At 63.8% G+C, this 24,155-nt stretch carries 24 protein-coding genes, 1 tRNA gene, 1 other RNA gene and 3 pseudogenes; 11 read left to right on the forward strand and 18 right to left on the reverse strand.

Annotated features, from left to right (window positions below):
• Positions 1-28 precede the first annotated feature (28 nt).
• The 6 genes from ACZ1G0_RS03805 to ACZ1G0_RS03830 all read left to right on the forward strand — a co-directional run bounded on the left by ACZ1G0_RS03805 (position 29) and on the right by ACZ1G0_RS03830 (position 3,442).
• Complete coding sequence (locus ACZ1G0_RS03805; protein ID WP_472735729.1) at positions 29-814, forward strand: esterase/lipase family protein; 786 nt, start codon at positions 29-31, stop codon at positions 812-814.
• Positions 815-981: 167 nt separating this feature from the next.
• Positions 982-1,128 carry a hypothetical protein gene (locus tag ACZ1G0_RS03810; protein WP_472735730.1) on the forward strand — a complete coding sequence of 49 codons (147 nt, stop codon included), beginning with the start codon at positions 982-984 and terminating at the stop codon, positions 1,126-1,128.
• Entirely contained in the window at positions 1,125-1,793 is a 669-nt protein-coding gene (locus tag ACZ1G0_RS03815) for a LysM peptidoglycan-binding domain-containing protein (protein WP_472735731.1), read from the forward strand. Before ACZ1G0_RS03810 ends, ACZ1G0_RS03815 begins: the two co-directional genes overlap by 4 nt.
• 41 nt (positions 1,794-1,834) lie before the next feature.
• Entirely contained in the window at positions 1,835-2,947 is a 1,113-nt protein-coding gene (locus tag ACZ1G0_RS03820) for a pyridoxal phosphate-dependent aminotransferase (protein WP_472735732.1), read from the forward strand.
• 51 nt (positions 2,948-2,998) lie between these two features.
• Positions 2,999-3,205, forward strand: coding sequence for a hypothetical protein (locus ACZ1G0_RS03825; RefSeq protein ID WP_472735733.1), 207 nt, complete (start codon positions 2,999-3,001; stop codon positions 3,203-3,205).
• Positions 3,206-3,223: 18 nt separating this feature from the next.
• Positions 3,224-3,442 (forward strand): hypothetical protein, encoded by a 219-nt coding sequence (locus ACZ1G0_RS03830; protein WP_472735734.1) that lies wholly within the window; start codon positions 3,224-3,226, stop codon positions 3,440-3,442.
• A gap of 3 nt (positions 3,443-3,445) precedes the next feature.
• Here the strand turns inward: ACZ1G0_RS03830 and ACZ1G0_RS03835 are convergent, their stop codons facing one another.
• Positions 3,446-4,630 carry a pyridoxal-phosphate-dependent aminotransferase family protein gene (locus tag ACZ1G0_RS03835; protein ID WP_472735735.1) on the reverse strand — a complete coding sequence of 395 codons (1,185 nt, stop codon included), beginning with the start codon at positions 4,628-4,630 and terminating at the stop codon, positions 3,446-3,448.
• Positions 4,631-4,732: 102 nt separating this feature from the next.
• Between ACZ1G0_RS03835 and ygfZ the strand changes: the two genes are divergently transcribed.
• Positions 4,733-5,461: a CAF17-like 4Fe-4S cluster assembly/insertion protein YgfZ gene (gene ygfZ, locus ACZ1G0_RS03840; protein WP_472735736.1), complete on the forward strand. Its 729-nt coding sequence runs from the start codon at positions 4,733-4,735 to the stop codon at positions 5,459-5,461.
• A gap of 20 nt (positions 5,462-5,481) precedes the next feature.
• A pseudogene (locus tag ACZ1G0_RS03845) lies at positions 5,482-7,295 on the forward strand (M3 family oligoendopeptidase).
• A 96-nt stretch (positions 7,296-7,391) separates the two neighbouring features.
• Here the strand turns inward: ACZ1G0_RS03845 and ACZ1G0_RS03850 are convergent.
• From ACZ1G0_RS03850 to ACZ1G0_RS03865, 4 genes are all read right to left on the reverse strand, one after another.
• A complete protein-coding gene (locus ACZ1G0_RS03850) occupies positions 7,392-7,661 on the reverse strand; it encodes a DksA/TraR family C4-type zinc finger protein (RefSeq protein ID WP_472735737.1) in 270 nt (89 codons plus the stop codon).
• Positions 7,661-8,629, reverse strand: coding sequence for a Gfo/Idh/MocA family protein (locus tag ACZ1G0_RS03855; RefSeq protein ID WP_472735738.1), 969 nt, complete (start codon positions 8,627-8,629; stop codon positions 7,661-7,663). The genes ACZ1G0_RS03850 and ACZ1G0_RS03855 overlap by 1 nt, the downstream gene beginning before the upstream one ends.
• Before the next feature lie 52 nt (positions 8,630-8,681).
• Positions 8,682-9,578, reverse strand: a complete 897-nt coding sequence (rpoH, locus tag ACZ1G0_RS03860) for an RNA polymerase sigma factor RpoH (RefSeq protein WP_472735739.1) — start codon at positions 9,576-9,578, stop codon at positions 8,682-8,684.
• A gap of 184 nt (positions 9,579-9,762) precedes the next feature.
• Positions 9,763-10,767, reverse strand: a complete 1,005-nt coding sequence (locus ACZ1G0_RS03865) for an RluA family pseudouridine synthase (RefSeq protein WP_472735740.1) — start codon at positions 10,765-10,767, stop codon at positions 9,763-9,765.
• Between ACZ1G0_RS03865 and ACZ1G0_RS03870 the strand changes: the two genes are divergently transcribed.
• Positions 10,757-11,062, forward strand: coding sequence for a DUF6476 family protein (locus ACZ1G0_RS03870; RefSeq protein ID WP_472735741.1), 306 nt, complete (start codon positions 10,757-10,759; stop codon positions 11,060-11,062). The two genes, ACZ1G0_RS03865 and ACZ1G0_RS03870, sit on opposite strands and share 11 nt — an antisense overlap.
• Before the next feature lie 12 nt (positions 11,063-11,074).
• On the opposite strand, the gene ACZ1G0_RS03875 is transcribed toward ACZ1G0_RS03870, so the two are convergent.
• A tRNA-His gene (locus tag ACZ1G0_RS03875) sits at positions 11,075-11,151 on the reverse strand.
• Positions 11,152-11,266: 115 nt separating this feature from the next.
• Between ACZ1G0_RS03875 and ACZ1G0_RS03880 the strand changes: the two genes are divergently transcribed.
• Positions 11,267-11,452 (forward strand): DUF6324 family protein, encoded by a 186-nt coding sequence (locus ACZ1G0_RS03880; protein ID WP_472735742.1) that lies wholly within the window; start codon positions 11,267-11,269, stop codon positions 11,450-11,452.
• Here the strand turns inward: ACZ1G0_RS03880 and ACZ1G0_RS03885 are convergent.
• Positions 11,436-11,906, reverse strand: a complete 471-nt coding sequence (locus ACZ1G0_RS03885; RefSeq protein WP_472735743.1) for an MmcB family DNA repair protein — start codon at positions 11,904-11,906, stop codon at positions 11,436-11,438. The two genes, ACZ1G0_RS03880 and ACZ1G0_RS03885, sit on opposite strands and share 17 nt — an antisense overlap.
• A gap of 76 nt (positions 11,907-11,982) precedes the next feature.
• On the opposite strand from ACZ1G0_RS03885, the gene ssrS reads away from it, so the two are divergent.
• Positions 11,983-12,139: non-coding RNA, 6S RNA (gene ssrS / locus ACZ1G0_RS03890), on the forward strand.
• Positions 12,140-12,150: 11 nt separating this feature from the next.
• Here the strand turns inward: ssrS and ACZ1G0_RS03895 are convergent.
• From ACZ1G0_RS03895 to ACZ1G0_RS03945, 11 genes and pseudogenes are all read right to left on the reverse strand, one after another.
• Positions 12,151-14,495, reverse strand: a pseudogene (locus tag ACZ1G0_RS03895) (ligase-associated DNA damage response DEXH box helicase).
• 109 nt (positions 14,496-14,604) lie between these two features.
• A complete protein-coding gene (locus ACZ1G0_RS03900; protein ID WP_472735744.1) occupies positions 14,605-15,102 on the reverse strand; it encodes a hypothetical protein in 498 nt (165 codons plus the stop codon).
• 219 nt (positions 15,103-15,321) lie between these two features.
• A complete protein-coding gene (locus ACZ1G0_RS03905; RefSeq protein WP_472735745.1) occupies positions 15,322-15,894 on the reverse strand; it encodes a hypothetical protein in 573 nt (190 codons plus the stop codon).
• Positions 15,895-15,977: 83 nt separating this feature from the next.
• Positions 15,978-17,291: pseudogene (locus tag ACZ1G0_RS03910) on the reverse strand (ATPase).
• A 50-nt stretch (positions 17,292-17,341) separates the two neighbouring features.
• Complete coding sequence (locus tag ACZ1G0_RS03915; protein ID WP_472735746.1) at positions 17,342-17,845, reverse strand: prepilin peptidase; 504 nt, start codon at positions 17,843-17,845, stop codon at positions 17,342-17,344.
• A 3-nt stretch (positions 17,846-17,848) separates the two neighbouring features.
• The gene (locus ACZ1G0_RS03920) at positions 17,849-18,706 is read right to left on the reverse strand and encodes a tetratricopeptide repeat protein (protein WP_472735747.1); all 858 of its coding nucleotides are present in this window, start codon (positions 18,704-18,706) and stop codon (positions 17,849-17,851) included.
• Positions 18,707-18,738: 32 nt separating this feature from the next.
• A complete protein-coding gene (locus tag ACZ1G0_RS03925) occupies positions 18,739-19,296 on the reverse strand; it encodes a tetratricopeptide repeat protein (RefSeq protein WP_472735748.1) in 558 nt (185 codons plus the stop codon).
• 27 nt (positions 19,297-19,323) lie between these two features.
• Complete coding sequence (locus ACZ1G0_RS03930; protein WP_472735749.1) at positions 19,324-20,280, reverse strand: type II secretion system F family protein; 957 nt, start codon at positions 20,278-20,280, stop codon at positions 19,324-19,326.
• A gap of 3 nt (positions 20,281-20,283) precedes the next feature.
• On the reverse strand, positions 20,284-21,252 hold the full coding sequence (locus tag ACZ1G0_RS03935; RefSeq protein ID WP_472735750.1) for a type II secretion system F family protein: 969 nt from the start codon (positions 21,250-21,252) through the stop codon (positions 20,284-20,286).
• 15 nt (positions 21,253-21,267) lie between these two features.
• Positions 21,268-22,728: a CpaF family protein gene (locus tag ACZ1G0_RS03940; RefSeq protein WP_472735751.1), complete on the reverse strand. Its 1,461-nt coding sequence runs from the start codon at positions 22,726-22,728 to the stop codon at positions 21,268-21,270.
• Positions 22,729-22,745: 17 nt separating this feature from the next.
• Positions 22,746-23,753, reverse strand: a complete 1,008-nt coding sequence (locus ACZ1G0_RS03945) for an AAA family ATPase (RefSeq protein ID WP_472737766.1) — start codon at positions 23,751-23,753, stop codon at positions 22,746-22,748.
• Between the last annotated feature and the right edge of the window lie 402 nt (positions 23,754-24,155).

The following is a 24,155-nucleotide window of genomic DNA, read 5'->3' on the forward strand; positions in this document are numbered from 1 at the left end:
GGGGCGGCAAAGGGCCTAGATAGGCGGCATGTTGAAATACGCCGCCCTTTTCGCCCTGCTGGCCAGCCAAGCCGCCGCGCAAGAACCTGCACAGGACCCCGCACTGGACCCCGGATCCAAGGGCTGTGCGATCCTGCTGCATGGGTTGGCGCGGTCCGACCTGTCCCTTGGCGTCATGGAAGAGGCGCTGGAGCAGGCGGGTTTCGCCGTCATCAACAAATCCTACCCCAGCACCGAAACCTCGATCAAAGGGCTGGCCGAACGGGCGATCCCCGCCGCGCGCATCCAATGCGCGATCACCGCCCCCGGCGCGCCGATCCATGCGGTCACACATTCCATGGGTGGGCTGTTATTGCGCGACTGGGCCAAGGCGCATCCGTCTGCGGCCTGGGGCCGTGTCGTCATGCTGGCCCCGCCCAATCAGGGCAGCGAGCTGGTGGACCAACTGGGCCAACTGCAACCGTTCCAGTGGATCAACGGCCCCGCCGGGATGGAGTTGGGCACTGGTCCCGATCACACGCCTGCGCGCCTTGGGCCCGTGGATTTCGAGCTTGGCGTGATTGCCGGGGACCGCAGCCTGAATGCGATCTATTCCAGCCTGCTGCCCGGGCCGGACGATGGCAAGGTCACTGTCGCCTCGACCAAGGTGGCGGGGATGGCCGCCCATACGGTTTTGCCCGTGACCCATACGTTCATGATGAACAACCCAAGGGTGCTGTTGCAGACCGTCACCTTTCTGGAACAGGGCCGCTTTCTGGACGATCCGACCCTTGCCGATGCCGTGGTCGAAGTGATCGAGCGGGCCACGGACTAGGCCCACAGATTAGGCCCTTGCGCTAAATCATGGGGTGCACCCGCCCGGTCGCACCCACTTGTGGTTGACTTTGATTCGCACCTTCCGCACTATGTTAACCAATCGGCAGGACATGCGCAGTCAACCAAAAAAACAACAGGTGGTGCGCATCACCCAAGGACAGAAACATGATTTGCACCCAAGCGGCCATTGATCCGGCCGCAGCACAGATCGGATTCGAGGCACGCGACACCATGGGTGTTGCGCTGCGTGGTCCGGTCGGTGCGGGACCGTGGGCCGCCGCCCGCACCCCATGGGCAGGAGGCGTACAATGATCCGCATGATCCTCATCTACACTGGTTTGTTTGCCGCCGCCGCCGTGGCCCTGTGGCTGCGCCCGGATGCAGCGGCGCAGGATCAGGCCGAAGTTGCCACCCGCAATGATGCGACCGGCAGCCTGATGATGGCCAGCGCCCGCCCGACAGAGCGTCCCACCTACACCACCGCCAGCCCAATTACCGCCAGCCCAATTACCGCCAGCCTTGACACCGTCAGCGACGAGGCGATGCAGCAATTCCGCAGCCGCAACGGCCTTGCCTCTTTGGTGATGCAAGAGTTGGAACAGGACGCCAGCAGCAACGCCCTGGCCAACCTTGGCGCGACCGATGGCGGCGCAGTCGATCTGGCCCCTCTACTGGAGGTGCCGGGCTCGGTGCGCACCGGGGACGGCACGCGCGTGCTCGCCTCTGCCCTGCGCCACGCCGAGACGTTGAACGGCGGGTCCAGCCTGCAGGACGAGATCAGCAACATCGCCACCGTAGCGGTGACGCCTGATCCGGATGTGCAGTATTACACCGTCAAGGCCGGGGACAGTCTCGCGTCCATTGCGCGGGCGCACTACGGGTCCACCAGCGCCTACCAAGAGATTTTCGAGGCCAACCGCGATGTCTTGCGCACCATGGACGCGATCCGCGTCGGTCAGCGGTTGCGTCTGCCCTGACCGCCTGCTTTGACTTGGTCACCACATTCAGGGGCCAAGACATGACCGGACCGAAACTGACCGAACTTGCCGCGGGCCTGCCTGCCACCGTCCCCTTCGTGGGGCCAGAGGCGCAGGAGCGCGCCTTGGGCCGCCCCTTCGCGGCGCGCATGGGGGCCAACGAGTCCGGCTTTGGTCCCAGTCCCCGTGCCGTGGATGCCATGACCCGCGCCGCTCAGGATGCGTGGATGTACGGCGATCCCGAAAGCTTTGATTTGCGCATGGCCCTTGCCGCCCACCACGACATTGATCCCGCGCACATCATGGTGGGCGAGGGGATAGACGGCCTGCTGGGCTATCTGGTGCGCCTGCTGGTGGGGCCGGGGGACAGTGTCGTCACCTCTGCCGGGGCCTATCCGACCTTTAACTACCACGTGGCGGGGTACGGCGGAGCGCTGCACACGGTGCCCTACGAGAACGACCGCGAGGATCCGCAGGCCCTGATCACCCGCGCGGCGGAGGTGGGGGCCAAGCTGATCTACCTTTCCAACCCGGACAATCCCATGGGCACCTGGCACGATGCACAGGCCGTGCAGCGGATGATCGACGCCGTGCCAGAGGGCTGCCTGCTGGTGCTGGACGAGGCCTATGTGGACCTCGCCCCCGAAGGCACGGCCCCGGCCCTGAACCCCGCCGATCCGCGCGTGATCCGGATGCGCACATTTTCCAAGGGCTATGGTTTGGCGGGTGCGCGGGTGGGCTATGCCATCGGCGGGGCGGATATGATCATGGCCTTCAACAAGGTGCGCAATCACTTCGGCATGTCCCGGGTGTCACAAGCCGGAGCCTTGGCGGCGCTGGCCGATCAGGACTGGCTGGCCGCCGTCCGCACACAGGTCGAGGCCGCACGCCTGCGCATTGCCGCCGTGGCCGCGCCCAATGGGTTCGTGGCGATCCCCTCTGCCACGAATTTCGTTACGCTGGACTGTGGCCGGGACGGGGATTTCGCCCGCGCGGTGCTGGCTGGCCTGATCCAGCGCGGGGTCTTTGTGCGGATGCCCGGCGTGGCGCCCCTGGACCGGTGCATCCGCGTGTCCTGCGGGCCAGACGCCGATGTGACCGCCTTTGCCGCCGCGTTGCCCGAAGCCATCGCAGAGGCGCGCGCAACTTTGTGACTTTTCAAATCGTGATGCTCCGCTACCGTTAAGACGGCAGGAGGATACGATATGCGAGGACGCCCCCAAGGCCGCGCGCCGGATTTCACGAACGCCTTTCTGGTGTCCGCCTACGCCGTTCTGGTCATCGCGCTGGTGGCGGTCTGGGCGATCTGGGGCTACGGCGCGGCGCTGCTGGTCGGGTTCGCGGGCCATGTCTATCTGGCGCGCAAACTTTCCGCGCGCTACCGCAATTCGGGGCTTGATGCGGCGGAATGACGCACTATCGTTTCGGCCATGGATTGGTTCGGACGCATATTTTTGGGGCTTGGGATCACGATTGCCCTGAACGCCTTGGTCATTCTGTTCCTGCTTGGGGGGCTTTGGCTGATCGGGGCGGTGGCCCTGCTGGTGCACGGATTGCTGTGGCTGGCAGAGCGGTGCGAAGACGGGGAACAGGCCCGCGTCCGGTCGCAGACGGAAGACAGCCTTTGGGATGCCTTCCGCCGGGACTAGGCGTCAGCCCTCGGCCAGGACCTCTGCCGCTGCGGCCAGGGCTCCGTTGCCGTAGGGCAGGCCAAGGGCCGCCATGGCGGTCTCGATGGACCCAAGGGTGCCCATCATCATATGCCCGGTCTGGTGCCCCATATGCCCGATGCGGAAGGCCGCGTCGGGGTCGTCCATGCCCAGACCGATGCCGAGGGTCACACCCATTTTCTGTTCCAGATGTTCGCGCAGACGTGTCCCCATGGGGACAGGTAGGCGCAGACTGGTGACCGCGTGGCTGCGGTGGGCAGGGTCGGCCACGTTCAGGGACAGCGCGCCGCCCTCGGCCCAGACATCGCAGGCGGCCCACAGGGCGCGGGCCAGGGTTTCGTGCCGGGTCCAGACGTTTTCCACACCTTCCTCGTGCACGATCATGTCCAGCGCCGCGCGCAGGCCATACAGGTGATGGGTGGGGGCGGTGCCGTTCCACAGTTGCCAATATCCCGTGGGGTTCGCGCGCCCGGTCCAATCCCAGTAGCCCGTGGCCAGATCCGCCGTCGCGCGCGCCGCGGCCGCCTTGTCGTTGAACCAGACAAAGCACATCCCGGGGGGCGTCATCAGACCCTTCTGGCACCCGGCCATGGTGATATCCACGCCCCATGCGTCCATCTCGAACCGGTCGCAGCCCAGGGACGCCATGCAATCGGCCATCAACAACGCGGGGTGGCCGGCCGCATCCAAGGCGCGGCGCAGGGCCCGGATATCCGCCTTGATCGAGGTGGAGGTGTCCACATGCACCGCCAGCACGGATTTGATCTGGTGCTGTGTGTCTGCGCGCAGACGTTCCTCGATCGCGGCGGGGTCCATGGGGTTGGATTTGCCGAAATCCATGAACTCCACGTCCAGACCCATGGTCTTGGCATGGTTCGCCCAGCCCATGCCGAAATGCCCGTTGGAGGGCACCAGCACCTTGTCCCCGCGCGAATGGGTGTTGGCAAGGGACGCCTCCCACGTGGCGTGGCCGTTGCCGATGTACATGGCCAGATTTCCCTCGGTCCGGGCCACGGCCTTGAGGTCGGGGATCAGGGAATAGGTCATGTCGATCAGCTGCCCGGTATAGATGTTGGGCGCGGCGCGGTGCATCGCCTGCAACACCCGGTCGGGCATGATCGAGGGGCCGGGAATGGCAAGGGTATGGCGGCCGTGGGACAGGGTCATGGGCATCTCCTTTCCCATTGGCGTAGCCTTGGGGCGCGGAACGGTCAATCGCCTCTTGTTGCCCCGCGCCGTGACGTTATCTGTTAAGGGAAGGAGACGCCGATGCGCACGATTTTCCGCCTGACCGGGGCTGACCGGCTGAAATTTCTGGACGGGCTGATCACCAACAAGGTGCCCGAGGCGGGGCTGGGCTATGCCGCGCTGCTGACGCCGCAAGGCAAGTACCTGGCGGACTTTTTCGTGTGGCAGGACGGGGATGCTGTGTTCCTTGATGTCGCCACCGATCTGGCGCAGGACATTGGGCGGCGGCTGATGATGTACAAGCTGCGCTCTGACGTTGGGATCGAGGACAGCGGGCTGCACCTGTCGCGCGGCACCGGCCCTGCGCCCGACGTGGCCATGGCCGACCCGCGCCACCCGGACATGGGCTGGCGCGCCTACGGGGCGCAGGCGGGCGATGACGGCACCGATTGGGACGCCCTGCGCGTGGCCTGCAAGGTGCCCGAAACCGGGGTCGAACTGATCCCCAACGCGACCTTCATCCTTGAGATGGACTTTGAACGGCTCCACGGCGTCGATTTTCGCAAAGGCTGTTACGTGGGGCAGGAAATCGTCGCCCGCATGAAACACAAGACCGAACTGCGCAAGGGGCTGGCCCGCGTGACCCTGTCCGGCCCTGTCCCCACGGGGACAGAGATTACTGCCGACGGGAAACCCGCAGGCACCCTGCACACGGTCGCGGGCTCCCGCGCGTTGGCCTACCTGCGATTTGACCGCGCCACGGGCGCGATGCAGGCGGGCGGCGCAACGCTGACCCGCGACGACACATGACCACAGAATTGAGGCACCTTATGACCCACCCCATCCCCCGCGACGCCCAGTCCGACACCGGCAGCCAACCCTATGGCGATCTGCCCGAATGGGACCTGACGGACCTATACGCCGCGGATGACGCCCCTGAACTGCTGCGCGATCTGGAGTGGTTGGAGGGCGAATGCGCCGCCTTCGCCGCCGACTACCAAGGCAAGATGGCAGACCTCGACGCCGCCGGCCTGCGCCAGATGATCGAGCGCAACGAGAGGATCGACCAGATCGCCGGGCGCATCATGTCCTACGCGGGCCTGCGCTATTACCAGCAGACCACCGATGGCGAACGGGCCAAGTTCATGTCCGACATGCAGGACAAGCTGACGCAATTTACCGGGCAACTGGTGTTCTTCAGCCTTGAATTCAACACGCTGGACGATGCCGCCCTAGAGGCCGCCTATGGTGCCGACGCGGGCCTGGCCCGCTATCGCCCGGTGCTGGACCGGATGCGCGCGATGAAGCCCTACCAGCTGTCGGATGAATTGGAACGGTTCCTGCACGACACCTCGGTCGTGGGGGCGACCGCGTGGAACAAGCTGTTCGACGAGACCATTGCCGGGTTGGAGTTCGAGGTGATGGGCGAGACCTACAACATCGAAGGCACCCTGAATTTCATGTCCGACCCCGACCGCGCCAAGCGCGAGGCGGCGGCCGTGGAACTGGCCCGGGTCTTTGGCCAGAACGTGCGCACCTTTGCCCGGGTGCACAATACGCTGGCCAAGGAGAAAGAGATCGGCGACCGCTGGCGCGGGTTGGAGACGCCCCAGATGGGCCGTCACCTTGCCAACCACGTGGAGCCGGAGGTGGTGCAGGCCCTGCGCGATGCGGTGGTGGCCGCCTATCCGAAACTGTCGCACCGGTACTACGCGCTGAAGGCGAAATGGATGGGGCTGGACACGTTGCAGGTCTGGGACCGCAACGCCCCCCTGCCCATGGAAGACACCCGCACGGTAAACTGGGACGAGGCGCGCAGCACTGTGATGGACGCCTACGCCGGGTTTGATCCGCGCATGGCCGATCTGGCCGCCCCGTTCTTTGACAAGGGCTGGATCGACGCGGGCGTGAAACCGGGCAAGGCGCCGGGTGCCTTTGCCCACCCCACGGTGACGGATGTGCACCCTTACGTGATGCTGAACTACATGGGCAAACCGCGCGACGTGATGACCCTGGCCCATGAATTGGGCCACGGCGTGCACCAGGTGCTGGCGGCCGAGCAGGGAGAGATGTTGTCCTCCACCCCCTGACCCTGGCCGAGACGGCCAGCGTGTTCGGCGAGATGCTGACCTTCCGGTCCATGTTGGACAAGGCCGACAGCGATGCAGCGCGCAAGGTGATGCTGGCGGGCAAGGTCGAGGACATGATCAACACCGTTGTGCGCCAGATCGCCTTTTATGACTTTGAATGCAAACTGCACGCCGCCCGCCGCGAAGGCGAGTTGACGCCCGACGACATCAACGCCCTGTGGATGAGCGTACAGGCCGAAAGTCTGGGCCCCGTGTTCGAGTACATGCCCGGCTACGAGACGTTCTGGGCCTACATCCCGCACTTCGTCCACTCGCCCTTCTACGTCTATGCCTATGCCTTTGGGGATGGTCTGGTGAACGCGCTTTATGCGGTCTACGAGGAGGGCGACGCGGATTTCCAGGAAAAGTATTTCGAGATGTTGCGCGCAGGCGGGTCCAAGCACCACAAGGAGCTGCTGGCCCCCTTTGGGTTGGACGCAAGCGATCCGGCATTCTGGGACAAGGGCCTGTCGATGATCTCGGGCTTTATCGACCAGTTGGAAGCGATGGAGTGAGGGTTTGCGCCGGGCCTTGCGGCCCGTCGCGACGCCGGGGGAGGCGCTGCCTCCCCGGACCCCCACCGGGGTATTTTTGACCCAATGAAGCTGGGCTTATTTTAGTTGGCTGTCCTTTGAGCCGCGGCGGTTGATGCCGCCTTTGGGGGCGGCGGCTGCCGCGCGGTCCTGGGCGCAGTCGATGCAGATTTTGACGCCGGGGATGGCCGTGCGGCGGGCCTCGGGGATCGGTTCTTCGCATTCCGCACAGTGGGTCAGGCTGTCGCCCTGGGGTCTGGATTGCGCGCGCAGGCGCGCCAGCTCATCGTTGATCGAAGCCTCGATCTGTTCGCCCACGGCCCCGTCCTTTGCCCAGCCGCCCGCCATCACTGCGCCGCCTGACCAATGGCGTCGATCACCTGTTGGGTGCCGCGCGCCTGTTCCAGCGTCCAGCGCAGCGGGGCATCCCCGCGCACGGCGGCGGCGAAATTTTCCACCTGGGCCATGTATTGGTTGGCGCGCGGAAAGCGGTGTTCGGTTCGTCTGTGCTGCGTCTCGACCGTGACGCGCGCGGCATCATGGGCCAGGGGGTTGAAGGGCGTGTCCAGCCGGATCACCCCTCGCGTGCCGTGGAAGGTCATCTGCTGCCACCGGTCCATCCGCATGGAGGTCAGCCAGTGCGCCGTGAACCCGGCAAAGCGCGCGGCGGCGCGGGCGGTGACCTCGGTCTCGCCCTCAAGGGTCAGGTCTGCGTAAGCGATGGCCAGCGGTTCTGCCCCGGTGGCCCAGCGGGTGGCACCGATGGTGTAGACGCCGATATCGGGCAGGGATCCGCCGCCCATATCCGCCCTGTTGCGGATGTTGCCCGGGTCTGCGGCGTTGTTGTAGGTGAAGGTGCCCTGCACGTGCCCAAGGGTGCCGATCGCGCCCTTTGCCAGCAGGTCGCGCACGAGGTCCCACTGGGGATGGTGGACGATCATGAAGGCCTCGGTCGCCACCAGGCCCGCCGCGTCCCGGGCGGCGATCAGGGGGGCAATGTCGGGCGCGGTCATGGCCGTGGGCTTTTCCACCAGCACGTGTTTGCCCGCCTTCAGGGCCTTGATGCCCCATGGGACATGCATCGGGTGGGGCAGGGGGATATAGACCGCGTCCACCTGCGGGTCGGCCAGCAGAGCCTCGTAATCGCTGTGCACGGTCAGACCCGGCGCGAATGCGGCAAAGGGTGCAGCCTTGGCCGGGTCCCGCGTGGCCAGGGCCACCAATGCCGTATCCCGGGCGGCGTGGATCGCGGGGGCCATGTCCTGGCTTGCAAAATTGGAGGCGCCCAGGATGCCCCATCGCAGTGGTGTGGTCATTGTCGCCCTCCCCGGCGGTGCGTGGGGAAGGCTACGATATTGGCGGCGGGGGTCAAGCCGCTGGCAGCATGCCCTTTTCCGTAGCCAGTTCCTTCATGCGCTTTTGCAGTTTCTCAAAGGCGCGGACCTCGATCTGGCGGATCCGTTCGCGGCTGACGTCGTATTGGCCGGACAGATCCTCCAGGGTGACGGTTTCCTCGGACAGGCGGCGCTGGACAAGGATGTCCCGCTCCCGCTCGTTCAATACCTCCATGGCGTCCTGCATCAGGGCAAGGCGGGCCTGCATCTCGTCCCGCTCGGCGTAATCACCGGCCTGATCGGCGCTGTCGTCTTCCAACCAGTCCTGCCACTGGGTCGCGCCTTCGCCATCCGCAGACACGGTGGCATTCAGGGACGCGTCCCCGCCCGACATGCGCCGGTTCATGGAGATCACCTCTTCTTCGGTGACGCTGAGGTCGGTGGCGATGCGGGCCACGTGTTCGGGGCGCAGGTCGCCATCTTCCAGCGCGCCGATGCGGGCCTTGGCCTTGCGCAGGTTGAAGAACAGTTTTTTCTGGGCCGAGGTCGTGCCCAGTTTCACCATGGACCACGACCGCAGCACATATTCCTGGATCGAGGCGCGGATCCACCACATGGCGTAGGTGGCCAGACGGAACCCCTTTTCGGGGTCGAACTTCTTGACCGCTTGCATCAGGCCCACGTTCGCCTCGGAGATCACCTCGGCTGTGGGCAGGCCATAACCGCGATAGCCCATGGCGATCTTGGCGGCCAGACGCAGGTGGCTGGTGACCAGTTTGTGGGCCGCGCCTGTGTCCTCTTTCTCGACCCATGCCTTGGCCAGCATGTACTCTTCCTCAGGCTCCAGCATCGGGAACTTACGGATTTCCTGCATATAGCGGTTCAGGCCCTGTTCGGGCGACGGGGCCGGCAGTTTGGTGTAGTTGGACATGATCTATCCCCCAAAATCAGCGATGTTAACGCGTGTTACTTATGTACGAAATGGGGCGTTAACAAAGGGTTTACAAGTGTGGTCGCGCAAAAAGCGAACCGATTGGTTCAGATAATACGCGCGGTGGTGCACAAGTCTAGGGGTATCACGCGAAGGTTATGTGCAGTGATGCAGGGTGATCCCCTCAGCCGCGCAGGGCGTCCAGCAAGGTGGCGAAGTCTGCGGGCAGGGGGCTGTCGAAAGACATCTGTGCCCCCGTGACGGGATGTTCAAAGCCCAACTGGGCCGCGTGCAGCGCTTGGCGGCGAAAGGCCGACACGGCCTCGGCCCCGGGCATCTTGGGGGGCAGTTTGCGGCGGCTGCCATAGGTCGGATCACCCACCAGCGCGTGCCCGGCGTGGGCCATGTGCACCCGGATCTGGTGGGTGCGCCCGGTTTCCAGCCAACATTCGATCAGGGCGGCGGACCCGAAATCCTCGACCACCCGGGCGCGGGTCACGGCATGGCGTCCGCCGTCAAACAGAACCGCCTGACGCTGGCGGTCGGTCTTGTGGCGGGCCAGTTGGGTCGTCAGTTTCAACACGTTCCCGGGTTCAAAGCTGCTGCCCCGGATGCCGTGCAGGCGCGGGTCCGCCACCGAGGGCACGCCGTAGCACACCGCCAGATAGCGCCGGTGGACCGTGTGTTTTTCGAACTGCTTGGCCAAGCCGTGGTGGGCGGCGTCGGATTTGGCCACGACCAACAGGCCGCTGGTGTCCTTGTCGATCCGGTGCACGATGCCCGGACGCTTTTCCCCGCCCACCCCCGACAGCGCGCCGCCGAAATGGTGCAGCAGGGCGTTGACCAGCGTCCCGCTGGGCGAGCCGGGGGCCGGGTGCACCACCATGCCCGCCGGTTTGTCGATCACGATCAGGTCCTCGTCTTCGAACAACACGGTCAGGGGGATGTCCTCGGCCACGGTCTCGACCTCGGTGGCGATGTCGACGGTCACGGCAATTTCGGCCCCTTGGGCGATCTTGGCCTTTTGATCCGTTACCACGACCCCGTTCACCGTGACCGCGCCCTCGGCGATCAGGCGGGCCAGGCGCGAGCGGCTGAGGTGCGCGTCCGCTGGCACATCCCGCGCGATGGCCTTATCAAGGCGGGCAGGGGGCGCATCCCCGATATGGAATGTGATGATGTCCGACACCGAAGACTTTCCCGAATTGCCACCGCATTTGCGGTTGTTGAAAACGTTGGTCACCGTGCTGACGCTGGTGATGATTGGGGGGGTGGTAGTGATTGTGGCGCTGTTTGTCACGCGCTTCCCGGCGTCCGTTGTGATCCCCGAGGCGCTGGACCTGCCAGCCGGGGCCACGGCGCAGGCGATCACCCAAGGCCAGGGCTGGTGGGCCGTGGTCACGACCGACGACCGCATCCTGATCTTCAACCGCGACGGCAGCCTGCGCCAAGAGGTTACCGTCGAAGAGGCGGTCGTCGACTAAAGGTGTGGGAAGTGGTACCACCTCCCCGGCTCGAACGGGGGACCTCCTGATCCACAATCAGGCGCTCTAACCTACTGAGCTAAGGCGGCACGGGGGTCGGGATAGCGTCCCACCGAATGGATTGCAAGTGTGGAATCGGTCCCATTTGGTTGCGCGGGCGGGTTGTTTTCGCTACCTCGCAGTCAGGCAACAAGGAACAGGTCCATGGGCATCAACGACGAACGCGATATCCAAGCCAATTTGCAGATCGGCCCCACGTCCCAAGGCATGGTGCGATTGTTCATCGAGGCGGACGGGATCGAGATCCCCATGGATTTCGACCCCGAAGAGGCGCTGGACATCGCAGAAGAGCTGCGCGCCGCCGCCGCCATCGTCAGCCAAAAGGGCTGATGGCCATCGGATCGCGCAGGGCGTGCAGGCGCGCGCTGGCGGTGCGGGCGATTTTCAGGGTCAGGGATTTGCGACGGGGGCCGGGCAATTTGGTCAGCGGTCCCATACGCTGCACCTCGGCGCCGTAGCCATCGGCAAGGATCAGCCCCGTGTCGTCTGGCAGCAGGTCCGTGGGAAAATCCTGACCCACGGCCCAGAAATACCGGTCGCAAAACGGCAGGTATCCCTGCCATTTCCCGTCAGACTGGAAATCCGCGCGGGACGATTTGCATTCCACAATCCAGACCTCGCCCTTGGGGCCAAGGGCGATGACGTCCACGCGCAGGCCCCGATCGGGCACGAATTCCTCGACACAGGTGAAATCAAGGCTGCGCAACATCCGCGCGGTGCCCCGTGCCAGCAGTTGGCCAGAGGTCAGGGTTTCGGGCGTGATCTCGGTCATGTTCTCGATCATGGGGCGAATATGAACAAAAGATGAACACATGTCACCCCTTGCTGGATCGGGACCGGGGGCCTATGTCCATGGGTGGCGGGTACTGCGCGATGCGTCACCATAACGAACTTCCGGTGGCCTTAAGCAAATCCGAGGGAGCTGGCTCTGTCATGGCCGTGGCCTTGTTACCTGGCGCCCACCTGTACATACAGGTCCTCGGGAAGCCTTCGTTCGACGGTCGATGCGGTCCCGCCACCCGCAGGTTTTATTCGGACGGGCTGTTTTCCGTCAGGCCCGCCTCGGCCATCAGGCGCGCGGCCTCGTCCGCCAGCAGGCGCTGTTCGCCCAGACCCTTGATCGGCACCCGCCCGGGTTCCAGAAACAGCGGTGCGGCCAAGGGCGACACCCGTTTCAATTCCACCAGATCAATGCGGTCCCCGATGCGGTCCAGCATCTCTTCGATCCGGCCAAAATCCACCAAGCCGCGCATCGCCTCCTCTCGGGTGATTTGCAGCATCAGGTGGTCGGGGTCGTATTTGCGCAGGGTGTCGTACAGGATATCGCTGGAAAAGGTCGCCTGCCGCCCGGTCTTGCGCTTGCCGGGCAGGTTGCGCTGGATCAGGCCCGCGATGATGCTGGCCCCCTTAAAGGTGCGTTTCATCACCTGATTGCCCGACAGCCAGGTGTCCAGCGCATCGGCCAGCCCGTCGCGGTTGATCAACTGGTGCGGGTCGCGCACCGGGTCCAGTCCCCAGATCAGGGTGGCGTAGTCGGTGGCGACAAAGCCCATGGGGCCAAGGCCCGCCTCCTCCATCCGTTGGACCAGCAGCAGGCCCAGGGTTTGCTGCGCATTGCGCCCGGCAAACCCGTAGGCCACCGTGTTGGCGCGCCCGTCCATGGGAAAGCTTTCGATCAACAGCCGCCCCGGTTCGGGCAGGCGCGACACCCTGCGTTGCAGGGCCAGCCAGTCGCGGGTGTGGGCGGGCAGGTCGGGCCAGTCGTCTTGCTGGAAGATCCGCAGGATGCGGTCGGCCAGCTGGGTCGAGGTGGCAAACTTGGTGCCATAGAAGGTGGCCACCTTGGGCTGGGCGTTGGGGCGGTTGGACACTTCGACCGTCAACTCCTTCAACCCTTCGAACCGGACGATCCGCCCGCCCATCAGAAAAGTGTCGCCCGGGGTCAGGGTGGCGGCGAACTCTTCCTCCACCTCGCCCAAGGGGGTGCCGCCGCGCCCGCGCATCCGCACCTTCAGGGTTTCGGCCTGCAGGATGGTGCCGATGTTCATGCGGATGTCCCGGGTGGCGCGGGGGTCGCGCAACTGCCACTGGCCGTCGGCGCGCTGCATCAGGCGCTGCCACCGGTCATAGGCGCGCAAGGCATAGCCCCCCGTGGCCGCGAAATCGAGGCAATCGTCAAACTGCGCCCGGGTCAGGGATTGATAGGCCCCGCAGGTCTTGACCTCTGCATAAAGGTCATCGGCCGCGAAAGGCCCCGCGCAGGCGCGGATCAGGATATGCTGGCACAGCACGTCCCGGGGGCCGGGGGTGCGGGGTTCGCCGTCCAGATCGTGGGCGGCGGCGGCCTCAAGTGCTGCCTTGCACTCCACGATCTCCATCCGGTTGGCGGGCACCAGCAGGGCCTTGGACGGCGCGTTGTAGCGGTGGTTGGCCCGCCCGATCCGCTGCACCAGCCGCTTGACGTTCTTGGGCGCGCCCACCTGGATCACCAGATCGACGTTGCCCCAGTCGATGCCCAGATCAAGGCTGCCGGTGCAGACGATGGCGCGCAGATCGCCTGCGACCATGGCCGCCTCGACCCGTTCGCGGGCCTCGCGGGACAGGGCACCGTGGTGGATGCCGATGGGCAGGTTGTCGGTGTTGGCCTGCCACAGGGCGTGAAAGAACAGCTCTGCCTGCGCACGGGTGTTGTGAAAGATCAACGTCGTCTGGTGCGCCTTGACCTGTTCCAGCACCGCAGGGATCGCATAGCGCCCGCCGCCCCCGCCCATGGCGGGGCCTCGGCGGTGTTCAGCATCTGGATATCGGGGTTCGGGCCGGGGTCTGCGTGCAGGATCGGGCAGGCGTCCGGGTGGCGGGCCAGCACGTTTGCGATGGCCGCCGGGTCATCCACCGTGGCCGACAGGCCGACCCGCCGCAGGCCCGGGGCAATCGCCTCCAGCCGGGACAGGGCCAGCATCAACTGGTCCCCGCGCTTGCTGTCGGCCAGGGCGTGGATTTCGTCCACGATCACCCGCTGCACCCCCGCAAACATGCGTGGCGCGTCTTCGTAGCTGATCAACAGGGCAAGGCTTTCGGGTGTCGTCAGCAGGATATGGGGCGGGTCCGCACGCTGCGCCTTGCGCCGGGATTGCGGCGTGTCGCCGGTGCGGTCGTCGATGCGGATCGGCAGGTCCGCCTCCTCAACGGGGGTGCGCAGGTTGCGCTTGATGTCCGCAGCCAGCGCCTTGAGCGGCGAAATATACAGCGTGTGCAGCCCCTTGTGCCCGCCCCCAGCCAGTTCGCACAGGGTCGGCAGGAACCCGGCCAGCGTCTTGCCGCCGCCCGTGGGCGCGATCAACAGCAAGGCAGGATCGGCGGCGCGCTCCAGCATCGCCAGTTGGTGCGGGTGGGGGGACCAGCCACGCGTGTCGAACCACCGGGCGAGGGAGGGGGGATATTCATGCTCCACACGGTAGGGCCAGCGCCCCCCGCGCCAAGGGTCAAGAGGCGCGTTGATCCAACAAGGACCGCAGATAATCGCGCCGCGCTTCCTCGAACGTCAGCAAGGTGCGCTCATACTCTGACCACCCGCCCGGACGGGCCTGCAAGCGCGCCTTGTAGGTTTTGAAACTCAGGTCCGCCTCGGCGTAGATCTGGCGCAGGAAGTCCGGCCCCGACTGTTCCAGCAAGGCGTAGTAGTTGGAATCAACACTGATGGTCGCCGCAACGTCAGCATCCACCACATCCCGCAAGGCCGCGCGGCTTTCAGCGTAGCGTTCCTTGGGCGACAGATCGGCGTCAAAGGTGAAGGTCGTGAAGGCGACGTTGTCCACGTCAATGGACGAAGACTGCGGGGATGGCGCCAGAAGGTAGACCGCCAGACAGGCGGCCCCCAGCACGGCGCAGACATCCGTAAGGCGGCGCAGGTTCTTGACACTTTGCGTCGGTGTGCGCCGAAAGCGCAGGTCGTTGCGGTGGTAGTCGGAAGCGTTGCTCATGCCCATGGCCCCATTCTTTTGTTTCCCTATTGGATACAATCAGAATGGGGCAGAATCATGGCACGCCGCGTGGGATCACAGACGCGCGCCAGCCTGTCCAACTAAGATGGAGGCTGCGACCAACTGCGCGTGCCGAACCACTTCGTTAAGCGGGCGGGCAGAATGATCAGCCGCAGGGTCGTGCGGCACAGGATGGGGGCATGGCAGAGTGCCCCTCCATCAGCGGCTTTCCAAGATCTCGGAGATCAAGGCGTTCTCACCTTGGAAGTAGGTCGTGTGAACCTCCAACTGTTCGATCCTGGTGTCGCGCCAAGCTGTATCACTTGCTTGGCTCAGCGCCTCATTGGCGGTCAACCCTGTCATCTGTGTGGCCTCGGTGGTCCAAAGATCTGCATCGGGGCTGCCTGCGGCGACAGATTGATAGAAGGCAAGTTGCGCGGCGTCCACTGCAAGGTTCTGGGAATTGCTTGCCATCAGATTGGTCAAAGCGGCGTTGTCATGACCGTTGAGTTCGGCAACACGCCCCTCAAATCCAGACAGTTTGTAGGCCTCATCGCCGAGTTCGATATCATGCCATGCGGAATAGATTTCCCAGAAATCGGGGTTGTTGCGTTGCACAAAGCTGGTGAAAATCGGATTGTTCGACGTCAGTTGCCCCTCAATGTCGCCCGATACGTCCTCGACCCCTTTGGACACGACACCCATGGTCGCCAAACCAAGGCCCACAAGTGCGGCGGTCAGCACGACCCAATCAACAGTGACTGCGCCGGTTTCGTCGGTCACAAACTGCATGGCATTTCCTTTACTTTACTTTGCGTGTGCAAAGGGAATGGCCGGTCTTTTGGACGTTTTTGTGGCGGCAATTTGGAATTTGCCTAATGTGCGATCTCGCCTTCGCGGACGAACAGGTTTTCCCAGGCCCGGTCGATCAGTTCGGGCGTCATGCGGTTGCCCGTGCCCTCGTAGTCGCAAATGGCGATCATCTGGTCGATCAGGAAGGGCGCGTGGAAGTTGGCGTAGACGTGGTCAATCTCGGGGTATTTGTTTTTCAGCAAATGCACCAAGGACGCCTCGTCCAGGGGCATCTTCTTTTTCTTGGCGACCATGGCAAAAATCTTCAGGAAATCCTGCTGGTCCGGCCCGTCGATCATGATCTTGAAGAAAATCCGGCGCAGGGCCGCGCCGTCGAAGATCTTGTTGGGGTGAAAGTTGGTGGAAAACACCACAAGCGTGTCAAAGGGCACCTCGAACTTCTCGCCCGATTGCAGGGCAAGGATGTCGTACCCCATTTCCATGGGCACAATCCAACGGTTGATCAGGGCCTGTGGCGGCTCTTCCTGGCGGCCAAGGTCATCCACGATGAAAACCCCGCCCGAAGATTTCAGTTGAAGGCTGGCCTGATAGGTCCGCGCGACCGCGTTGTAGTTGAGGTCCAGCATGGACAGCGTCAACTCCCCCGGTCATCACCGTGGGGCGTTGGCACAGGATATAGCGGTCGTCGAACCGGGGGCCGGTGCGGCGCAGGCAGGTGGGGTCGTTCTTGGCCATGGGGATCGGCGTGTGGACGATTGGATCGAACAGGGTGATGATCTGGCCTGCGTATTCCAGGGCGCGGGGGATATAGATGTTGTCGCCAAGGGCGGCGCGGATCCCTTCGGCAATCGAGGATTTACCGTTGCCGGGGGGCCGTACATCAGCACCGACCGACCGGAGCCTACCGCAGGGCCCAATTGGTCGATCAGGCCCGGGGGCAGGATCAGGTGCCCCATAGAGCGTGACAGGCTTTCGCGGGTGATGGCGACGTTCTTGACCGATTGGCGATGGGTCTGGGCGCGGTACGCCTCCATCGGGACGGGCATGGCGCCGTAATATTCCGACTGGGTCAGGGCGTCCATGGCGCGGGCCTTGCCCGTATCGGTCAGTTGATAGCCCATTTCCGGGCTGCCGCCGGCCTTGAGCGTGCCAGTGGATTCCACCATCCCGCCATCGCGCAGGGTGTCGATCAACTGCTGCGACAGGGGCACGGGCAGGCAGATCGCCTCGGCCACCTCGCGCGCGGTTTCCACGGATTTGCGGAACATGGTTTTCAGCAACACATCGCGCAACATCACAGGCGTCAGGCCGGTGTCCGCCAAGGTCTTGAGCGGCGCCGGCGCGGGCACGCCTTGGGGCGGGGGCATTGCGTTCATCTCGGTCTCTCCTACCCGGTGCAGACTAGTGGCAAAGTCCTACGGAACCCTTACCCGAACGCGGCCAGATACAGGTAATGCACATGGACCACCGCCAGGGCGAGGCCCAGGGGGATGCGCCCGTCGGTCCAACTGGTCCAGCCCGGGGTCATGCGCGGGATCGGGGTGAATTTCTTGACGATATAGAACCCGATCAGCAGCACGAAGGAATAGATCACGTACAACAGCAGGGCGACCGACCAGTCCCCTAGGGCCACAAAGGGGGCCATGGCGGCGGCGAACTTGGCGTCCCCGGCCCCGAACCCGACCGTGGCGTTCAACACGAACCCGATGGCCAGAACCACGGCAAAATGGCTGTACCGCCACAGGTATTCTTCCAGCGGCATGACCATGGGGCCGATCACCACAAAGATCGCCAGCAGGGCCAAAACCGCCACGTTCGGGATTCGCATGGCGCTGACGTCGGTGTAGAACACCCAGATACAGATCGGGATGGACGGGATCAGAAACCACAGGCCCTGTTGGGCCGTTGCGACCACATCATAGTTCAACATCGTTTATCCTCGTGTGCCGCTGTCAAGGGCGCGCAGAGCGCGCACGGCGGCGTCAAAGTGTTGGGGGTGGGTGTCGATGGCCTCTTCCAGCAGGCCCCGGCCCTTGGTGGTCTCGCCCTGCTTGATCGCGGACAGGGCCGCGGTGTGCAGCAGTTGCGCCTGTTCCACGCGGGTCATTGGGACGGCGGGCAGGCTGTAGTTGTCTTGCGCGGCGCGGGCCAGCACAAGGTTGTTCTTGGCCGTGAACAGGGTGGAATCATAGGTGATGGCTTCGGTGAACAACCGCTCTGCCTGTTCGAAATCCCCCCGGGTCAGCTTGGAAAACCCCCAGTTGTTCAGGACACTGGCGGGGCGGGTGGTCAGACCTGCGGCAGTTTCATAGAAACTGTCGGCCTTGGCCCATTCCTTGTTGCTGTCGGCGATGATCGCCTCGATCCGGTAGCGCTCATAGGTCTCGAAGGTGGGCGGGACGGAGTTCAGCATTTTCTCTGCCTCGGGCCATTTGTTGGCGCGCAGCAGGGCACCGGCGTAATCCACGCGGTCCTCGTTGGTGGCGTCCTTGTGGTCCACCACCCGTTTCCACGCCAGATGCGCCTCGGTGTAGCGTTTGGCGCGGATCAGGCTTTTGCCCAGACCCCGTTGCAGGTCGATGCGGCCCGGGTTGTCCTGATTGGCGCGCAGAAAGTAGTCCACCGCCTCGTTCGGGTCGGCGACCGTCAGCATGATTTCGTTCAGGTTGGTCTCGTCCACGACGTTCAGCCCCTTGACGGTACGGCTGACATCGCTGCCGCCGGGCTGCACACAGCCCGACATGACCAAAACGCCCCCTAACAGGAGGGGTGTCAAAACACGGTGGCGCATTTTGCGTCCTTTACTGCTCGGCCTTCTTGTTTTTATGGGTCCGATTGGGTCAGGGAGAACATCCCGTTGCCACGCCGAACCAGGGTGAAGGCGTCGTTATTATTCGCACTATACGACGGATTTTCGATTTTTGCGAGTGCCGCGCGCAGATTTGCGCGAATTTCTGGTGAATTGCCGCTGTCCAGCGCAAATGCCTGCTGAAAAACCAGCCGCGCCTCGGGGTATTCGCCCTGTTTCATCAGCAAAACGCCCAGATCGTTCAACAGTTGCGGGTCTTCGGGGGCGTCCGCCAGAAGGCGGCGCAGGATGGTTTCGGCCTGCCCCAAGCGCCCCAACCGGATGTTGGCCGAGGCGATGGCGTGCTCCAGGTCCGGGGTTGGGCCGTTTTCCGCGACCGCGCGGCCATAGGCGCGCAGGGCCAGATCGAACTCTCCGGCCTGCATCAACCGGTCCCCCACAAGGGCCGGGTCCACCTGTGGTCCGCCGCGCGCCACGCCGGGGGGCGTCAGCGCGTCGCCCGTCTGCAACCGCTGGGCGGTGTCCGGCGCGCAGGCCGCAAGGGCAAGTGCTGCGGCCGTGATGGATGTCAAAAAGCGCCCCTTGCCCATGATCCGCCCTCAGCCCCCGCCCAAGGACGTGGCGATCCCGTGGATCGACGGCCCGATCAGGATGATCAGCAGGGGCGGCACGCAGAACATCATCGTGCCCACGGTCAGTTTCGTGGGCAGGACGTTGGCCTTTTCTTCGGCCCGCATGACCCGCTTGTCCCGCATTTCGGCCGCATAGACGCGCAGGGCGTCTGCGATGGATGTACCAAAGGCCGCCGATTGGATCAGAACGGTCACAAAGCTGCTGATGTCGGGGATATCGCACCGCTCTGCCAGATCTTTCAGGACCACAGGTTTGTCCTTACCCGCCTTCATCTCGTTGCTGACGATGGCCAGCTCGTCCGCCAGATCGGGGTAGGAGGCATGGATTTCCGTGCTGACCCGCTTGATGGATTGGTCCAGGGATTGGCCCGCCTCGACACAGACCAGCAACAGGTCCAGCCCATCGGGAAAGCCTGCGAGGATTTCCTCTTGGCGTTTGGCCGCCCGCTTTTGCACCCAGTATTTAGGGCCGTAGTAGCCGACAGCACCCGGGACAAGGGCCGACAGAACCATGTTCTGCGTGGACATGCCGGCACCGGCCACCAGCACATAGAACAGGCCCAGGATCAGAAGGCCCAGACCCAGCACCACTTGCGCGGCCTGCATGGTCTTGATGGCGTCGCGGTCGCGGTAGCCTGCGCGGATCAACAGCTTGCGCGTTTCGCTGATCTTCTCGGCGTCCTCTTCCTCGATCAGTTCGGCAAACTTGGCGATGTTCTTGTTCGCCTTGGTGTTGCGGTTCAGGCTGACCACCTCTTCGTCGGTGTCCTGAATGGCGGTGCCCTTGAGCTTGTCAAAGGGGTTCGCCTCGCGGTGCAGGACCCGGGGCAGGGCGATCAGCCCGATGATCGCACCGATGAAACCGGCGAACAGCCATGGCCCCATGGGCCCCAACATGTCGAGATATGCGTAGAAAGTAGCCATGAGTTATACCTTGATGTTGACCATCATGCGCATGAAAATCACGTTCACGATCAGGAACACGACAACCACGGCAGCGGCGGGGATGAACATCGCACTGTCCTTGACGTCGGCGTAATAATCCGGCTGGGCCACGTTGATCCCGATCAGGGCCAACACGGGAAAGACGGACAGAAAGATGCCGGACCAGCGCGCCTCGGCGGTGATGGCCTTCACCTTGCGAAACAGCTTGAAGCGGGAGCGGATGACCTTGGCCAGACCATCGAGGATTTCCGCCAGGTTGCCCCCGGATTTCTGCTGGATCGCCACGGCCACGGCCAGAAAGCGCATGTCTTGCAGGCCCGCCCGTTCGGCCAGCCCGCGCAGCGCCTCGGAGATGTCGCGCCCATAGGCCGCCTCGTCCGCTATAAAGCCCATTTCGGTGCCCAGAGGGTCGGGGATTTCCTTGGCCACGATACCAAGAGACGACGACAGGGGGTGGCCGACGCGCAAGGATCGCACCATCAATTCCACCGCGTCGGGCAGTTGTTCTTCCATCTTGGCCAGACGATCCTTGGCCTTCTTGTTGATCCAGAAATAGACGCCGCCGATCCCGCAGACCACGGACACCAAAAGGCGGATGGCAAGGCCCGACGTGGTGCCCACGGTCAGCGCGACAAAGGCCACGACGCAGACCAGCGCCATGATTCCCATCAGCATGGGCGGGGTGAACGCAATGTTCCCCTTTTGCGCCTTTTCTGCAATCAGGGAGTAGAACGGGATATTGCGCGCGGCCGAATGCTGTGTCTGTTCCTTGCGCAGCTTGTCCATCACCTCTTCGCGGGTGTCACCTTCCTTGAGCATCTCAAGGCGGCGGTTCACGCGGGCGTTGATGGAAATCGACTTGCCGAAGATCAGCAGATAGATCCCTTCCACCAGCATGATCACACCGACGAAAATACCGATATAAATCAGGGGTTCGATCGAGATGTTCATCGCGTCACTCCTTTCCTATTCCGCCGGCTCGTAGATCGAGGCGGGCAGGTCGTAGCCCCATTGCTTGAACCGGTCCGCGTAGTGGCTGCGGATGCCCGTGGCGGTGAACCGCCCGATGATCGTGCCGTCGGGTTCCAGACCCAAGCGTTCGTAGCGGAAGATTTCCTGCAAGGTGATCACCTCCCCCTCCATGCCTGTGACCTCGGTGATCGACACCATCCGGCGCGAGCCGTCTTGTAGACGAGAGGCCTGTACGATCAGGTTAACAGCGGAGGAAATTTGCGCGCGCACGGCCTTCAGCGGCATCTCAATACCCGCCATGGCGATCATGTTTTCCAAGCGGCTGACCGCATCGCGGGCGTTGTTGGCGTGGATCGTGGTCATGGATCCGTCGTGGCCGGTGTTCATGGCCTGCAGCATGTCGATAACCTCTTCGCCGCGGGTCTCGCCGACGATGATCCGGTCGGGGCGCATCCGCAGGGCGTTGCGCAGACAGTCGCGTTGGGTCACAGCACCCTTGCCTTCGACGTTGGGCGGGCGGCTTTCCATCCGGCCCACGTGGTCCTGTTGCAGCTGAAGTTCTGCCGTATCCTCGATGGTCAGCACCCGTTCCGCCTGCCCGATAAAGGACGACAGGGCGTTCAGGGTCGTCGTCTTACCAGAGCCTGTGCCGCCCGACACGATCACGTTCAGGCGCGTGGCGCAGGCGGCTTGCAGGTAGGCGGCCATTTCCTCGGTGAAGGCGCCGAACTTGACCAGATCGTCAACGCCCAGCTTCTCCTTCTTGAATTTACGGATCGACACCAGCGACCCGTCCACGGCCACGGGGGGCACCATGGCGTTGAAGCGCGAGCCGTCTTTCAGCCGCGCATCCACGTATGGATTGCTTTCGTCCACCCGGCGGCCCACGGCGGACACGATCTTGTCGATGATCCGCAACAGGTGCTGTTCGTCCTTGAACCGGATGTCCGACTTGGTCAGCTTGCCAGCCCGTTCAATGTAAATGTTGTGCGGCCCGTTCACGAGGATGTCGTTGACGCTGTCGTCTTTCAACAACGGCTCCAGCGGGCCCAGACCCGTGACTTCGTCGAACAATTCGGTGTTCAGGGTGCTGCGGTCGTCCTTGTTCAGAACGATGCCCATCTCGGCCAGCTCTTCGCTGGTGATGGCCATGATCTCGGCGCGCAGGTCAGCGGGGTTGGCCCCTTCGAGGGCGGCGAGGTTGAGATTGTCCAACAGGCGGTGGTGCATCTCGGTCTTCAGCTCGTCCAGACGGGCGCGGCGCTTGAGGTCCTTGTCGGACGGGGCGACCATGCCCGGCACAATCGCCCCATCGGGGGCGGCCATCTTGGGGGCAGGGGCCTTGCGCACCATCTTGACCGCCTCGGGGGCGGCCGCGGGTGTTTGCGCTTGCGGGGCGGCGGCGGCCACGGGTTTGGCCTTTTCCAACTGGGGCTTTTTGTAACGTGAAAACATGGGTCGACCTTTTCTCGCTATTTTCCGAAGCTAAACAGAGACTTGCGTTTCTTCTGCTTGGCCTTCTTCTCGACGCCGTCGTCGTCGCTTTGCATCACTTCCAGCAAGGTCTTGGCCACCTCGGCCACTTCCTTGCGCAGGGGGTTCTTGGGGGCGTGTTCCAGCAGGGGGCCGCCCTCGTCGTTCACATCGCGCACCTGTTGCCCGCCATCGGGCAGCTTTTGCGCGAATGTCACTTTCAGACTTTCGGCTAGGCGCTTGGCCCGCGCCTGACCCGCACTGTCGCGCGGTTTGGGGGCGCGGTTCAGGACCCAGCTGATCTTGTCCAGCGGCAGTTCTTCGCTGCGCAGGGCCTTGATGAACCGCAGGGCGTTCTGGGCGGACCGCAACTCCATCTCGACCATGGCGTAATAGATGTCGGCCTCTTGCAGGATCGTGTCTGTCCACGTCACCAAGGTGGTGGGCATGTCGATGATCACCACGTCGAAGTTCTGTTTGCACAGGGCCAGCAGCGCCTGAATGTTCTCGGGGTCCACCAGATCAAGGGGCAGGATGTCGGACGGGGCGGTGAACACCTGTAGGGTGTCTTCATAGGTCAGCAGGGCCTGACGGAACGCCTCGTTGTCCATGGACACGGTGTCGGCCAAAATCTCATAGATTTCGTCGCGGCGTTTGAGGTCAAGATAGGTGGCCACGGTGCCGAATTGCAGGTCCAGATCCACCAGACCCACGCGCAACCCGTCGTCCTTGCCGGCTTGGGCCATTTCCCATGCCAGATTGACCGCAAAGGTCGTGGAGCCTGCACCACCCGACAGGCCGTGGACCGCCAGAACAATCGTCTCGTCGGTGTTGGCGTCTTGCAGCGGGGCCTTGATCGGGGGGCCACGGCCATCTGTCCGTCCAACAGCAAGGGCGCTGCGGCAGGGGCGGCGTCTTGGGGCGCGCGCACGCGGTCGATTGTGTCGGCCAGCACCCCTTCGGGCAGGGGGTAGGGGACAAAGTCGTCGGTGCCCGCGCGCAACAATTCATGCAGCAGCATGGGGTTCAGGCCATCGGCAATCAGGATCACCTTGATCCCAAGGGTCTTGGCCGACCGGATCAGGACCGCCAGTTCGGGCAGGCGCGCCTCGTCCTCGGCATCCACGGCAAGGGCAAAGAACTCCAGTTCTTCGGCCTCGGATTGTTCCAGAAAGGACTTCGCCTCTTCGAAATTCAGGTCGCCCCAAGATTCCCCAAGGGCCGCTTCCATGTCCTCGATCAACAGGTCGAAATCTTGAATGTCCCGGCTGACCGTACAGGCCACCAGCGGTGCAGGTTCAGGTTTTAGTGCCAAGCTACTCGACATCGCGTTACCAAACTTTCCACGTGCCCGGATCGGGCAAAACAGGGACGCTGGCACAGCATTGCTGCGAACATACGGCCCCCTT

This window comes from Thalassobacter sp. HA4-2 (assembly GCF_055693705.1).

Excerpts from the sequence above, each read along its gene's own strand:
- ACZ1G0_RS03930 (WP_472735749.1), bottom strand. The coding sequence starts at position 20,280 with ATGGCTACTTTCTACGCATATCTCGACATGTTGGGGCCCATGGGGCCA.
- ACZ1G0_RS03935 (WP_472735750.1), bottom strand. The coding sequence starts at position 21,252 with ATGAACATCTCGATCGAACCCCTGATTTATATCGGTATTTTCGTCGGT.
- ygfZ (WP_472735736.1), top strand. The coding sequence starts at position 4,733 with ATGCGCACGATTTTCCGCCTGACCGGGGCTGACCGGCTGAAATTTCTG.
- ACZ1G0_RS03825 (WP_472735733.1), top strand. The coding sequence starts at position 2,999 with ATGCGAGGACGCCCCCAAGGCCGCGCGCCGGATTTCACGAACGCCTTT.
- ACZ1G0_RS03830 (WP_472735734.1), top strand. The coding sequence starts at position 3,224 with ATGGATTGGTTCGGACGCATATTTTTGGGGCTTGGGATCACGATTGCC.
- ACZ1G0_RS03905 (WP_472735745.1), bottom strand. The coding sequence starts at position 15,894 with ATGCAGTTTGTGACCGACGAAACCGGCGCAGTCACTGTTGATTGGGTC.
- ACZ1G0_RS03855 (WP_472735738.1), bottom strand. The coding sequence starts at position 8,629 with ATGACCACACCACTGCGATGGGGCATCCTGGGCGCCTCCAATTTTGCA.
- rpoH (WP_472735739.1), bottom strand. The coding sequence starts at position 9,578 with ATGTCCAACTACACCAAACTGCCGGCCCCGTCGCCCGAACAGGGCCTG.
- ACZ1G0_RS03870 (WP_472735741.1), top strand. The coding sequence starts at position 10,757 with ATGTCCGACACCGAAGACTTTCCCGAATTGCCACCGCATTTGCGGTTG.
- ACZ1G0_RS03820 (WP_472735732.1), top strand. The coding sequence starts at position 1,835 with ATGACCGGACCGAAACTGACCGAACTTGCCGCGGGCCTGCCTGCCACC.
- ACZ1G0_RS03885 (WP_472735743.1), bottom strand. The coding sequence starts at position 11,906 with ATGATCGAGAACATGACCGAGATCACGCCCGAAACCCTGACCTCTGGC.
- ACZ1G0_RS03915 (WP_472735746.1), bottom strand. The coding sequence starts at position 17,845 with ATGTTGAACTATGATGTGGTCGCAACGGCCCAACAGGGCCTGTGGTTT.
- ACZ1G0_RS03900 (WP_472735744.1), bottom strand. The coding sequence starts at position 15,102 with ATGAGCAACGCTTCCGACTACCACCGCAACGACCTGCGCTTTCGGCGC.
- ACZ1G0_RS03850 (WP_472735737.1), bottom strand. The coding sequence starts at position 7,661 with ATGGCGGGCGGCTGGGCAAAGGACGGGGCCGTGGGCGAACAGATCGAG.
- ACZ1G0_RS03940 (WP_472735751.1), bottom strand. The coding sequence starts at position 22,728 with ATGTTTTCACGTTACAAAAAGCCCCAGTTGGAAAAGGCCAAACCCGTG.
- ACZ1G0_RS03835 (WP_472735735.1), bottom strand. The coding sequence starts at position 4,630 with ATGACCCTGTCCCACGGCCGCCATACCCTTGCCATTCCCGGCCCCTCG.
- ACZ1G0_RS03810 (WP_472735730.1), top strand. The coding sequence starts at position 982 with ATGATTTGCACCCAAGCGGCCATTGATCCGGCCGCAGCACAGATCGGA.
- ACZ1G0_RS03815 (WP_472735731.1), top strand. The coding sequence starts at position 1,125 with ATGATCCGCATGATCCTCATCTACACTGGTTTGTTTGCCGCCGCCGCC.
- ACZ1G0_RS03805 (WP_472735729.1), top strand. The coding sequence starts at position 29 with ATGTTGAAATACGCCGCCCTTTTCGCCCTGCTGGCCAGCCAAGCCGCC.
- ACZ1G0_RS03920 (WP_472735747.1), bottom strand. The coding sequence starts at position 18,706 with ATGCGCCACCGTGTTTTGACACCCCTCCTGTTAGGGGGCGTTTTGGTC.
- ACZ1G0_RS03880 (WP_472735742.1), top strand. The coding sequence starts at position 11,267 with ATGGGCATCAACGACGAACGCGATATCCAAGCCAATTTGCAGATCGGC.